Genomic DNA, 12,297 nt, shown 5'->3' with positions numbered 1-12,297 from the left:
GCCGGCAAAATTGTCGCCGGCTTCTGTGTGTTAACTAAAAATTAGTTACGGTTCGCAGCAAGCGCGTTAAGCGAATCTTTATGTGCTACGATATCAATGTGCATATTTTCTTGATCGAACGTCATTGTTGCAATGGCGTAGTCACCCTGACTTTCGCTTGCAATGTCGATCAACTTTGCTTGTGCATCACGGAAACGAATGTTATTGCCGATTTTGTCAGACATACATTGGTTATTCATTTCGAATGTTTTCGCATCCATGCAATCGAAAAGCTGGTTATCACCAGATTCCGCATGCGCAATACCAAAGGCCGCTGATAGAGCTAGGGTTAGTACTACTTTACGCATGTTTCTTCTCCTGTGTTACAGTCTACTACTGTCACTATTAAACATACTGTATATACATAAGATAGTCAAACTGAGATCATAGTTTTGTGACAAAAGTATGACAAAGAGAAATATTTGGAGAAAAATGTGAAAGGCCACGATGCACTGGTGGTTAAAGCGAGAAATTGTAGACTGTGTGCCCCTCACCTACCGCATCAACCCAACCCCATATTTAGCACTGCACCATCAACTAAAGTGCTTATTATTGGGCAAGCACCGGGGTTGAAAGCTCATGAACGCAACATTGCGTTTGATGATCCCAGCGGAGATCGGTTACGCGATTGGTTGTCTGTCTCGAGAGAGACCTTTTATAACCCTAGCTTAATTTCGGTGCTGCCAATGGGCTTCTGCTTTCCAGGTTATAAAAATGGAGCCGATGCCCCGCCAAGAAAAGAATGTGCTCCCGCTTGGCATAATGACTTTCTTCTTTATTTAAAACCTGAAGTAACGCTTTACGTCGGGCGCTACTCGCAACAGTATTATCTTCCACAATTCAAAACGCTGACTGAGGCTGTGCGGACACCATCTGAGTCCCATTTTGTATTGCCTCATCCATCAGGTAGAAACAACCGATGGCTGGCTAAGAATCCTTGGTTCGAGCTTGAGATTCTTCCTGCCCTAAAGCGCAGTATTGCGTCTGTTTTATCAGCCTAATCTTATTCTTCAAGAAACGCTAAAAGCGCATCGAACGGCATCGGCTTCGCATATAAGTAACCCTGAGCCTCGTCACACCCTAGTTTTATCATGTAACTCGCCTGCTCTCTTTTTTCTACGCCTTCGGCAATAGTCAATAAGCCTAGCTTGTTCCCCAAAGTCACAATGGTCTCAGCAAGCACTGCGCTTGCACCCGGTTTAATGTCTTTGACAAAAGAACGATCGACCTTCAATCGATCTAACGGAAGCTGCTGTAGATAACTCATGGAGGAAAAGCCTGTTCCAAAGTCATCAATGGCTATTTTAACGCCAAATTCTTTTAACGAACGCAATGCATCTATTACAATTTGCGGTTCATCCATCACCACACTTTCTGTTATTTCTAGCTCTAACAGGCTTGGGTCGCAGTTGGCGTTAGATAGTGCCTGCTTAACTTTTTCTACAAATAATCTATCACGGAATTGCGGAATAGAGATGTTAACGGCAACTCTTAGATGGCCGTAGCCTTTTTCTTTCAATTCCTGAAGACGACGGCATGACTCTTCTAGCACCCATTCACCGATATCAACGATAAGACCTGAATACTCAGCAAGTGGTACAAACACGGCGGGAGAAATGTACCCCCCTTCACCATTGGGCCAGCGTAGTAAGCCTTCCATGCCAACAACTTTTTCATTCAGTAAGTCCACTTGCGGCTGAAACCACAGCTCCAGCTTTCTTGCTGCAAAGTCGCTTCGGAGTTGGCGAATCATATCTAAGCGCCAAGTCGTCTGATCTTCAATATCTTTGGCGTAATATTCGAAGTTATCTGTCAGATTTTTCTTAGCACGGTTTAACGCAATATTCGTGCGCTTTAAAATCTCAATGCCGATGTGGCGTTTATTGTCTAACTTGCACAATCCAAGTGTTATATTCACCGGAAGGGTGTGATCACCTACCTGAAATGAAGATTGGAAAATGTTGTTGATGGTTTTGGGGCATACCAAATCGTCAGGACCAATAAGACCAAATACATCAGCACCTATGCGGCCTTTTTTCACTATGCTGTCGAAAGAAGATTGAAAGCGAGCGCTTATAGCTCGCAACAATTCATTGCCGACTTCTTGCCCTAAACCATCATTTATATCGGAAAAGTGATTTACGTCGATAAGAGCTACGCTATAGTTTTCTCCGGCAAACAAATGAGGTTTATCGAGCATATTGATAAACTCATTGCGGTTTGGCAGACGGGTTAACCAGTCTCTGAACGCCGCATTTCTCAATTCATGGAAAAGATTAACGTTTTCGTATCCCACTGAAATACTGGATAAAAAAACCTCAAGCAAGTGCTTGTCTAGCTCACTAATCTCGCGGGTTTGTCGAACAAAAACAGCAGCTTCAAAACCAGCGCGGCTGATATACAGCACAGAGCAACTAGGCTCAAAAATGTGCTTTTTAAGACGTAGGCACCGACTAATGTTTTCTTCAATTTCAAGGTTTTTAAGCGTGAACACAGGCTGGTTTATAAATTTCGCATACTCACCCGCAGCGCCAAGCACGTAAACCTCTTCGTCCTCTCGGTCTAGCAAAGAACCCGCTCTTGCGCACAATAAACCTTCGGAATCTAAACCAATAAGCGAACTAATCTGAGTAACTACACCTTCGCAAAACTCTTTCACCGAATGTTCTTCAAACAAGTTCGCTGAAGAGGTGATTATTTTCTCTAAACCAGCACGGCTTTGACTAATCGTTACAATTTGCTGATAAGAGCGTAGTGAGGAAATGATAGTAGTTAGTAATTTGGCGCGAGTAAGTTCTGTTTTGGTTTTGTAGTCATTGATATCGTAAACTTTAATGACTTGCTCTTCAGGCGCGTAGCCGGGCTGGCCCGTACGTAAGATAATTCGAGGTTCAACTAACTTCATGTCTTCGCGGATGTATTTAACAACATCAAAACCCGCGTCATCAGTCTCCATAACGACATCAAGTAAAATTATGGCAATGCTGTTGCCATATTCGTGCAGCATTTCTTTGGCTTGTTTTGCTGAATAAGCGTGGATGAAGTTTAATTTGCGATCGTTTACGATGAGATCAGATAGCGCGAGACGCGTTACGGTGTGAATCTCTTCATCGTCATCGACAATAAGAATGTTCCAGTCTTTGCCCAATAAGGTTTGCTCTTCAACTGAACCATCATCATCTAAAAAAATTAATTCGTCGTTATCGTAATCCATTGCCGACATTACCGCTCATTTCCTCGATACAAACAAAACAAGAATGCGCTACTCATTGTATTAAGGCAACGATTACATTGATAAATGGGTTACGCAATGCAATAGTGCTCTCATGTTACATGCCATTTTACATTCGATCATTTAAGCATTTATGAAGATTACATCCCAGCACTTTTCCCCTGAGGTAAAAAAACCACAGGAAACGGAAGAGAAGACTGTAAAGGTGACAGCCGAATCGCCTGCGGCTGAAAAAGCGGCCAGCAACGCAGTGAAAACCGATGCTAGTCGCCAACGCATGCTTTCTTGGTTTGCCAGAGTGGGTATAAGCCCCTCTATGATGTCCCCTGATCCTAAAAAGCAAAAGCATGCACTAGAAAGAAGAAAACAAATATTAGAAACCCAAAAAGCGAGCAATCTTCAAGCTGTATTAAATATAGCATTAAATGTGACGATCAACGAACAAACTAGCGATAATCTTGATCCCGACTGGTTTTTCGCATTTAGTACCATGGCTGAGGAAATTTACAGCCCGCCCATGCAGGAATTATGGGGAAAGATTTTTGCCGTTGAGGTGGCTCGCCCGGGCAGTTTTTCCCTTCGTACATTGCAGCTATTAAAGACGCTAACGCATAGGGATGCACAAGTATTCAATAAGGCTGTGAATGTTGCGAGTAGAAGAAATAACGATGCGGTCCCGCGTATTCTTGTGGGGTATCACAAACGCAAAGGCTTGCTTTCACTATTGAGACGCCCTGTTCCTGAGCAAATTAACTTAGCCAACGTAGGGTTGAGTTACCCTGATCTGTTGTCTTTGCAAGAGATGAAGTTAATTTATACCAGCGAAATTGAAAGCGCCGAATACGATGAAGGTCAGCAAGTAACCTGGCGATGCGTAAATGAAAATATTTTATTAACCAGTAAAACGTCGGGGGTTGCTTTGGTGTATTACAAGTTCACTACGGTCGGCAGTGAGCTGTATAAATTAGTGACTAAGTCGCCTAATGAAGTGTATTTAACCAGCATTAAGTCGGTGTTAGGCGAGGTATTTAACGTAAGTTAAATACCGTCACCAAACTCGTGCAATCCACACTCGCGTTTCAAACCAAAGAAGCGCGTGTCTTGCTCACTCATTCCTTCTTGGAGCGACTGCGTGGTATGCCAATCACCGATGGATACGTACCCTTGCTCCCAAAGCGGATGATAAGACAAGTCGTTATCTTTCAGGTAGTAATGTAAGTCTTTGTTGCTCCAATCAATGATCGGGTAAAGTTTAAACTGCTGCCCTACTTTTTGTAGAACCGGAAGCTTTCCCCTGGTATCTGATTGGCTTCTACGCAAACCTGCAAACCACGTACCTGCTTTCAGGTCACGTAAGGCGCGCTGCATTGGCTCAACTTTGTTCATCTTATTGTATTTTTCAATACCTTCGATGCCTTGTTCCCAAAGTCTGCCAAAGCGCGCTTCCTGCCACGCAGAAGACATCTCTGCGCTGTACACATGCAAATTTAAATTGAGCTTTTCTACAAGCTCATCAATGAACTTATACGTCTCAGGAAAAAGATAACCTGTGTCGGTAAGCACAACAGGGATATCCGGTTGTGCTTGGGTAAGCATATGCAGCATAACCGCCGATTGTGCTCCAAAGCTTGAAGACACAATATGAGTATCAGGCAAGTTGTCCAGCGCCCAAGCTACTCGCTCCTGCGCTGTCATTTTCTCTAACGTTTCATTGATATCAGCAAGGGCTTCCTTACTGATATCAAGCGTTAGTGGTTGCTGCTTAATCGCTGTATTATTCGTCATAGAAATCCCGTGCGGAGTCTACTACTGGTTTTACAACACCAGCGCGAACAACGTAATCACCAAAGGCTTCACCCGCTTCACGATCTTTGGCCCACTGGCCAAACAGTGAATCTAGTTCTGCCATGATTTCCTGTTCGCTTATGTTTTCTCGATACATACGTGGAATACGTGTACCTTCTCGGTTTCCACCCAAATGCAAATTGTATTTGCCTGGGCCCTTACCTACTAAGCCAACCTCTGACAACATCGCGCGACCACAGCCATTCGGGCAGCCTGTTACACGGAAGATTACGCTGTCTTCTTCCAATCCGTGTTTGGCAAGCAAACCTTCTAATTCCGTAACGGCATCTGGCAAGTAGCGCTCAGCTTCTGCCATGGCTAACGGACAGGTTGGCAATGCAACACAGGCCATTGAGTCAAGTCGCTGGTTAGAAATCGATGGCGCTATTAAGCCATGTTCGCGGGCTAATGCTTCAATTTTGTCTTTGTCTTGCGGCGCTACACCGGCAATAATCAAATTCTGGTTTGCCGTTAAGCGGAAATCACCTTTGTGGAGCTTCGCAATTTCGGCACAGCCTGTTTTTAGCGTTTTACCTGGGTAATCTAAAATACGGCCGTTCTCAATAAATACGGTCAGGTGATATTTACCGTCAATACCTTCAACCCAGCCAAAGCGATCGCCACGTCCCGTAAATTCATACGCACGGCTGTCTTGGAAAGTCACGCCTGCGCGTTTTTCAACTTCAGCCTTAAAGTTGTCTACCCCAACACGCTCTAACGTATATTTGGTTTTCGCGTTCTTACGATTAACACGGTTCCCCCAATCACGCTGAGTTGTTACAACCGCTGCGGCAACGTCTAGCGTGCTTTCAAGCGGAATAAATCCGAAATCAGAGGCTTTACGCGGGTACGTGCTCTTGTCGCCGTGAGTCATTGCAAGACCACCACCGACAAGTACGTTAAAGCCAACTAGCTGTCCATTTTCAGCAATCGCAACAAAGTTAAGATCATTCGCGTGAACATCTACATCGTTTTGCGGAGGAATCACCACCGTCGTTTTAAACTTACGCGGTAAATAGTTATCACCCAAAATAGGCTCTACAGGCTTTTCAGTCGTTTCGACTTTTTCACCGTCTAACCAAATTTCAGCATACGCGCGGGTTTTAGGTAGTAAGTGTTCACTTATCTTCTTCGCCCATTCAAATGCCTGAAGGTGAAGCTCAGATTCAACCGGATTTGACGTACATAGTACGTTTCGGTTTACGTCGCCTGCCGTAGCAATAGAGTCGATGCCTACCTTGTTTAGCATTTGGTGCATGGACTTAATCTTAGGCTTTAACACACCGTGAAACTGGAAAGTTTGACGGGTTGTTAAACGAATGCTGCCGTACATGGTGTGATCGGCTGCAAACTTATCAATCGCTAACCATTGGTCAGGCGTAATAACACCACCAGGTAAACGGGCACGCAACATCACATTGTGAAGCGGCTCAAGTTTCTGCTTTGCACGCTCAGCGCGAATATCACGATCGTCTTGTTGGTACATACCGTGAAAGCGAATAAGCTGGAAGTTATCAGCGGTGAAACCACCAGTAAGATCATCTTTAAGATCGGTAGTGATGGTGCCACGCAAATTATTACTTTCACGCTTTAAACGCTCGTTGTCAGCCAGTTTGCCCTCAACGATAAATGGTGATTTTTCGTTACTCATTAATAGACATCCTTCTGATAACGTTTCGCTTTACGTAACTCTACAACATAGGCTTTTGCATCGGCTTCAGATTTACCGCCGTGCTCTTGCACAATACTAATTAGGGCGTTCTCTACATCTTTCGCCATGTGCATTGCATCGCCACACACATAGAAGTGTGCGCCCTGCTCTAACCATTCATACACTTCTTTACCGTTTTCTAGTAAACGGTGCTGAACATATACTTTTTCTTCTTGGTCACGAGAAAATGCCAGCGTAATTTTGTCTAGCAGGCCTTCTTTAACGTAGCCTTGCCATTCCACTTGATATAGAAAATCTTGCGTGAAATGTGGGTTGCCAAAGAACAACCAGTTTTTGCCTTCTGCGCCTTGTACGTCACGCTCTTGCATGAACGATCTAAACGGTGCAATACCCGTACCCGGGCCGACCATGATCACTGGCGTATTTGGATCAGCGGGCAAACGGAAGTTATCGTTACTTTCTACGAACACTTCTACATCGCCATTTTCTTCTAGATATTCACACAAAAAGCCAGATGCGCCGCCTTGATGACGATGTCCAAACGCTTCATAGTCAACGTGAGCTACGGTTAAATGTACTTCTTCTTCCACTTCGGCTTGGCTTGATGCTATCGAGTACAAGCGAGGCGTTAGCGGTCGCAAAGCATCTACAAGCTGTTGTTCAGACAACTTGCTTGGATGGTCGCGCACAATATCAATAATTTGACGTTCAGCCATGTAGGTACGCAGCTGCGCTTTATCTTCCATCAATGTAGCCAATGATTCAGAGCCTGTCGCCTCTTGATATGACTTAATGAAATTAGGGTAACTTAAGGTTAATTCAAGCTTCGACGTTAATGCTTCGGTGAGTGACATGGTCGCGTCAGCCACAGATACTTCTGTATTGCCGTTTAGTGACAAGATACTAATAAGCTCCGACACTAGAGATGCTGCATTTTTAAACCATACACCAAGCGCATCACCTGGCTTGTAGGTAATTCCGCTATCTTCAAGGCTTATTTCAATATGGCGTATATCTTTAACAGAATCACGACCTGTGATTTTTTGTGCGTCAATTAAGGTCGCTTTAAACGGCGCTTTTTTGGTGTAAGTTTGCGCTGCTACACCCTGCACTGCCGCGCCAGTTTGCGCCGCTACCGCTGCTTGCGGAGCTGCACTAAAATCGTCTTTTAGCGAGTCGATGAGCTTGCTCAGCCATGCTTCGGCTTCCGCTTCATAATCAACGTCGCAGTCCAGACGCTCTACAATAGCTTTACCGCCAAGCTTACCTAAGCGTTCATCAAAGTCTTTACCCGTTTGGCAGAAAAACTCGTAACTACTGTCACCTAAACCCAAAACTGCGTATTTGGTATCAGCAAGCTTCGGGGCTTTTTTGCCAGCCAAGAATTCATGTAGCTCAATAGCATCGTCTGGTGCATCACCTTCACCATGGGTACTAACAAATACCGCAACGTGAGTTTCTGCTTTCAAGTTACGTGGCTTGTAATCTGCCATGCTAACCAGCTTGCTATTAAAGCCCGCTTCTTCTGCTTTCGCTTGACACTGCGCTGCAACACCTTTCGCATTACCGGTTTGCGAACCGTACAAAATAGTAAGCGTTGGCGCGTCACCCGCTACTGCAGGAGTGCCTTGCATCATTGGTGCAACCGAACCACCTTGTGCAGCAGCCATGCCCGCAGCATAACCACTTACCCAAGTAAGTTGATCACGATTTAAGCCTGCAATGGCTTGCGTTATTGCATTCCACTGCTGTTCGTTTAATACCGCGCCTGGCGCTGAGTTCGAATTAGAATCTTGTGACATAGTCTTTTAGCCTTTTATCAATGGCGCTAAGGCTAACGGCTTTCTTCAAGAAGAGAAAAGAATAAATGAAACTTTTTTATTACTGAAAGTGCTAATGACTGTGCGAATAGGTAATAACACAATTGAATTTGGGCGAGAAGCAATAAAAAGGGCGAGGCTGCAATCGCAGCCCCGCCCTTTAAAATCCGTAGTTGAGGCTTAGAAGTGAAGTTCTAGCCCTGCGAATACACCATCAAATTCCATGTCAGCGTACACATCATCAAGGTCTTCAATATCTACCGTTACATTTCTGTAACCCACCTGAAGCGTCATATCAACCGCTAAACTTTCAATAAACGAGTACTGAATTGCAGCTTGATAATCACTAAGCTCATGGTCGTCGAACGACAAATAGCTTCCTTCAAAGTATGCTGATAAACCTGTAAACGGTAAACCTAGCTGAACCTTTGAGTAGGCCATTGGAACAATACCAGAGAATTCTGCAGATCCGCTTGTGTCACTCGCTCTATCCACAACGAACAGTGCGCCGTCGATGTACTTTGCATTAACACCTAAGTCAAAGCTCACTAGATCGTTATCGAATAACTCGTAGTACAAAATGAAATCTGTAGCATCAAGCTCTACATCTGTATTAACCGTGGTGCTTTCAGTAAATAATTCACCGTCGAAAGTGAATTCAGACTGAAGCGTTGTGGTGCCCGAGTTATCTAATGTCGTGTGATTTACTTTTACATTAGGTAAAAACGGTACAGGATGCTCAAAGGCAATGTATAGCGCCGTATTGGTCTCATCATCAAAGTTAAAGTCAGCGGTGTTGTTGCTATCAGCAAAACCGCCCTGCGTGTCGGTTTGCCATACTTGGGCTCCAACATATACGCCTGCGATAGTGTCTGCATGAGATGAAACTGAAACTAATGCGCATCCCAATGCGGCAGCTATAAGACCCTTTTTCATTAATTATCCTTGATTAAGAAGTTCTGAAAGTTCAATTAAAGCAGCGTTTGCACGAGAAATATAGTTTGCCATTACCAAAGAATGGTTCGCTAACATGCCAAATCCACTACCATTTAAAATCATTGGACTGAATACCGACTGCTGTGTCGCTTCCAGTTCACGAATAATTTGCTGAAGACTAACCAATGCATTCTTATCTTCCAATACGTCGTAAAATTCAATTTCCACGGCTTTTAGAAAGTGAAGTAAAGCCCACGTAGCACCGCGTGCCTCATAGAAATTATCGTCTAGTTTCCACCAACTCGTTTTAACTACACGCTGGCTGGCTACAGGAGAAGACTGCTTTGCATTCGAGTCACCCGCCAGATCAGTGTTCAATCTAGCCGATCCTACGCTGGCACTAAGTCTTTGTGAATAACTGCCCAACCGCTTTTCTACCTGTTTCAACCATTCGCGCAAGTTGTCTGCGCGAGTATAAAACTGACTGTCGGTGTTTCGGGTATTCGCTAGCTCGTCACGGTATTTTTTTAGAAGCTCTATACCGTCAGAGTAACTCGATTCAGAAGAAGGCAACGCCCAGCTTTTGTGATCCATATTGAACTTAGGATGGGCCTTTGTAAGATACGGATTTTCAATAGATTGAGATTGAGAGCGGCTGAAGTCTTTACGCATAGAGAGTGCAAGGTCTCGCACCATTTCCAGCGCACCGAATTCCCATGCGGGCATGTTATCTAAAAAGATGCCAGGAGGCGTAATGTCGTTAGAAAGATATCCACCAGGCTTATCAAGTAAGGTTTCTGACACATCAATCATGGTTGTTGTTAATGTGTAACCTGCAATATTAGTTGGATTCTCAACAGGCGAGTTTTGCTTTAAACGTTGTCTAACATCAAACGTGTCTGGGGATAGGCTCCAATACCATCCTATTAGCCAGAAAAGTAAAACTATCACTACAGCGACAATCGCTATCCGTTTTGAGTTAATAGATTGTCTCATATAACACCAACCTTCCTTTTAAATAACAAATAGCCGACGGAGGTCAGCTATTTGTAGTCTTAATACTATGTGAAAAATGCGAAACCTTTGTGACGGTCGTCTTTATATCACCATCTTTTACTACGTTAACACAACTTAAATAAAATTATGATGATTATACATTATGGTGCATATTTCGGTCATTTTGCTGCTTATAAGCGGCAGAGTTTCGATTTTTCAAAGCATATAGCGCTATCGCGATAAGTATAATTGGCCAAAATGCACTTACTCCCACCACTAATAATGCTAAAAATCCTGCGCCTAGCGCTAAAAGAATTGTGCCCATAACGCTTACAGCAACAACGAATCCAACGATAGCGAGGACTACGCCGACTAGCGATAACACTGCTACGTTTTCCCAAGGACTTAGCAATTCATCTGACATGATTAAGTGCATACCCAACCAGCTATCTACTAAGCTGCCTAAACAATTCACCAAAATAATGGCGATGACCAATGCAATCAGAAAGTTTTTCATTACACTAATCTCGGTAATAAGATAACGGCTGCAATATAAGCCACTAGCGTAATAGGCGTAGCGATGAACAAGCCTGCTACAGCTGCCGCTCTAACCCATACTGCATCTATATCAAAATAACGTGCAACTCCTGCACACACACCTGAAATGATTCCAGAATCAAGGTCTCTATAAATTCGTTTTTGTGATGGTACTTTCATCATCTTCTCCAAAAATGCTTACTTCGATATCTACAATGCGGGCTGCGGCTCTCAAGGTCGCCTACGCGACCTTCTTCTTCTTAAGTTCAGCCAATTCCTTTTCGATAGCTTCATCTGCTTCCATTGCATCGAACTCGGCCTGCAGTGACGTTGCTTCATTCGACTTTGTTAGGTCGTACGCATCAACTTGCGCTTCTAGATGATCAATGCGCTGCTCGTAACTTTCAAAGCGCATCATGGCATCATCAATTTTTCCTTCGTGATCAGCTTGCTTCACTTTTAAGCGTGTTTGCGCTGAATGCTTGCGTTGAACCAGCGTTTTTTGCTTGGCTTTTGCTTCGGCTAACTTACTGTTCAGACGCGCAGTATCGCCTTGGATTTTTTCGATACTTTCTGCAATATGCGCTTCTTGTTCTTCAAGAGAAGCTAGCTTTGCAACATACTTTTGTTTTTCGATTAGTGCGGCTTTAGCCAATGACTCTTTGTCATTATTCATTGCGATCTGTGCTTTGTGCTGCCACCCTTCCACTTCTTTGTTTGCTGATGCCATATGGCGTGCAAGGGTTTTCTGCTGAGCAATAAAGCGCGCTGCATCAGTGCGAACCTCAACTAAGGTTTCTTCCATTTCTTGAATAATCAAACGAATGATTTTTTCAGGATCTTCCGCTTTATCTAACATTGCATTGATGTTTGCTTGAACAATATCGTTAATGCGCGAAAACATACCCATGATTATTTCTCCGTTAAAAGTAGTGTTGTGGTTTCCAGCACTTATTCTTAGTTACGCTGACCGCTGGTTACCGCTGACTGAGTTCTCCTCAACACTCTAACTATTACAATCACCATGCCATTTATTTAAGGCACTGTTTTTAAATGATTTTAATTTAATTCCGGAAATTACCAACTGTTCACCAAGCAACCAAATACAATTTTTTAGCGTATTTAACCAACAAATTTGTTAATTTGACCAACCCTGTTTATTGCGTTTTTAATGTTTAAGTCACTGTGCTACACGCACAAAAAAAGCGCCTTTCGGCGCT

12 protein-coding genes are annotated in these 12,297 nt (G+C 43.7%); 2 read left to right on the top strand and 10 right to left on the bottom strand.

Going from position 1 to position 12,297, the window contains the following annotated elements; translation table 11 throughout:
• Positions 1–41: 41 nt before the first annotated feature.
• Positions 42–347 carry a hypothetical protein gene (locus ACFI6J_RS20890; RefSeq protein ID WP_014999558.1) on the bottom strand — a complete coding sequence of 102 codons (306 nt, stop codon included), beginning with the start codon at positions 345–347 and terminating at the stop codon, positions 42–44.
• Positions 348–461: 114 nt separating this feature from the next.
• Between ACFI6J_RS20890 and ACFI6J_RS20885 the strand changes: the two genes are divergently transcribed.
• Positions 462–1,040 (top strand): uracil-DNA glycosylase family protein, encoded by a 579-nt coding sequence (locus tag ACFI6J_RS20885; RefSeq protein ID WP_462586372.1) that lies wholly within the window; start codon positions 462–464, stop codon positions 1,038–1,040.
• 2 nt (positions 1,041–1,042) lie between these two features.
• Here the strand turns inward: ACFI6J_RS20885 and ACFI6J_RS20880 are convergent, their stop codons facing one another.
• Positions 1,043–3,262, bottom strand: a complete 2,220-nt coding sequence (locus tag ACFI6J_RS20880) for a bifunctional diguanylate cyclase/phosphodiesterase (RefSeq protein WP_462586371.1) — start codon at positions 3,260–3,262, stop codon at positions 1,043–1,045.
• Positions 3,263–3,476: 214 nt separating this feature from the next.
• Here ACFI6J_RS20880 and ACFI6J_RS20875 point away from each other — a divergent pair, with 214 nt between their 5' ends.
• Entirely contained in the window at positions 3,477–4,313 is an 837-nt protein-coding gene (locus ACFI6J_RS20875) for a TIGR03899 family protein (protein ID WP_462586370.1), read from the top strand.
• On the opposite strand, the gene ACFI6J_RS20870 is transcribed toward ACFI6J_RS20875, so the two are convergent.
• From ACFI6J_RS20870 to pspA, 8 genes are all read right to left on the bottom strand, one after another.
• Complete coding sequence (locus tag ACFI6J_RS20870; RefSeq protein WP_014950717.1) at positions 4,310–5,056, bottom strand: phosphoadenylyl-sulfate reductase; 747 nt, start codon at positions 5,054–5,056, stop codon at positions 4,310–4,312. The two genes, ACFI6J_RS20875 and ACFI6J_RS20870, sit on opposite strands and share 4 nt — an antisense overlap.
• Positions 5,046–6,767 carry an assimilatory sulfite reductase (NADPH) hemoprotein subunit gene (gene cysI / locus ACFI6J_RS20865; RefSeq protein ID WP_168534070.1) on the bottom strand — a complete coding sequence of 574 codons (1,722 nt, stop codon included), beginning with the start codon at positions 6,765–6,767 and terminating at the stop codon, positions 5,046–5,048. Before cysI ends, ACFI6J_RS20870 begins: the two co-directional genes overlap by 11 nt.
• Positions 6,767–8,590 (bottom strand): assimilatory sulfite reductase (NADPH) flavoprotein subunit, encoded by a 1,824-nt coding sequence (locus ACFI6J_RS20860; RefSeq protein ID WP_168534072.1) that lies wholly within the window; start codon positions 8,588–8,590, stop codon positions 6,767–6,769. The genes cysI and ACFI6J_RS20860 overlap by 1 nt, the downstream gene beginning before the upstream one ends.
• A gap of 198 nt (positions 8,591–8,788) precedes the next feature.
• The gene (locus ACFI6J_RS20855) at positions 8,789–9,544 is read right to left on the bottom strand and encodes a TIGR04219 family outer membrane beta-barrel protein (protein WP_014950720.1); all 756 of its coding nucleotides are present in this window, start codon (positions 9,542–9,544) and stop codon (positions 8,789–8,791) included.
• A 3-nt stretch (positions 9,545–9,547) separates the two neighbouring features.
• A complete protein-coding gene (locus ACFI6J_RS20850) occupies positions 9,548–10,540 on the bottom strand; it encodes a DUF2333 family protein (protein ID WP_014950721.1) in 993 nt (330 codons plus the stop codon).
• A 154-nt stretch (positions 10,541–10,694) separates the two neighbouring features.
• Positions 10,695–11,057 (bottom strand): hypothetical protein, encoded by a 363-nt coding sequence (locus ACFI6J_RS20845; RefSeq protein ID WP_014977415.1) that lies wholly within the window; start codon positions 11,055–11,057, stop codon positions 10,695–10,697.
• Positions 11,057–11,257, bottom strand: coding sequence for a PspC domain-containing protein (locus tag ACFI6J_RS20840; protein ID WP_014950723.1), 201 nt, complete (start codon positions 11,255–11,257; stop codon positions 11,057–11,059). The genes ACFI6J_RS20845 and ACFI6J_RS20840 overlap by 1 nt, the downstream gene beginning before the upstream one ends.
• A 61-nt stretch (positions 11,258–11,318) precedes the next feature.
• Positions 11,319–11,987 (bottom strand): phage shock protein PspA, encoded by a 669-nt coding sequence (gene pspA / locus ACFI6J_RS20835; protein WP_014950724.1) that lies wholly within the window; start codon positions 11,985–11,987, stop codon positions 11,319–11,321.
• Positions 11,988–12,297 lie beyond the last annotated feature (310 nt).

It is taken from the genome of Alteromonas sp. G4i13, from assembly GCF_054960505.1.
The sequence above is the reverse complement of the archived record's forward strand: the minus strand, read 5'-3'. Positions and strand labels throughout refer to the sequence as shown.

What these genes read in the sequence shown, in the direction of transcription:
- ACFI6J_RS20855 (WP_014950720.1), bottom strand. Translation starts at nt 9,544, where the DNA reads ATGAAAAAGGGTCTTATAGCTGCCGCATTGGGATGCGCATTAGTTTCA.
- ACFI6J_RS20880 (WP_462586371.1), bottom strand. Translation starts at nt 3,262, where the DNA reads ATGTCGGCAATGGATTACGATAACGACGAATTAATTTTTTTAGATGAT.
- pspA (WP_014950724.1), bottom strand. Translation starts at nt 11,987, where the DNA reads ATGGGTATGTTTTCGCGCATTAACGATATTGTTCAAGCAAACATCAAT.
- cysI (WP_168534070.1), bottom strand. Translation starts at nt 6,767, where the DNA reads ATGAGTAACGAAAAATCACCATTTATCGTTGAGGGCAAACTGGCTGAC.
- ACFI6J_RS20840 (WP_014950723.1), bottom strand. Translation starts at nt 11,257, where the DNA reads ATGAAAGTACCATCACAAAAACGAATTTATAGAGACCTTGATTCTGGA.
- ACFI6J_RS20850 (WP_014950721.1), bottom strand. Translation starts at nt 10,540, where the DNA reads ATGAGACAATCTATTAACTCAAAACGGATAGCGATTGTCGCTGTAGTG.
- ACFI6J_RS20860 (WP_168534072.1), bottom strand. Translation starts at nt 8,590, where the DNA reads ATGTCACAAGATTCTAATTCGAACTCAGCGCCAGGCGCGGTATTAAAC.
- ACFI6J_RS20870 (WP_014950717.1), bottom strand. Translation starts at nt 5,056, where the DNA reads ATGACGAATAATACAGCGATTAAGCAGCAACCACTAACGCTTGATATC.
- ACFI6J_RS20890 (WP_014999558.1), bottom strand. Translation starts at nt 347, where the DNA reads ATGCGTAAAGTAGTACTAACCCTAGCTCTATCAGCGGCCTTTGGTATT.
- ACFI6J_RS20845 (WP_014977415.1), bottom strand. Translation starts at nt 11,057, where the DNA reads ATGAAAAACTTTCTGATTGCATTGGTCATCGCCATTATTTTGGTGAAT.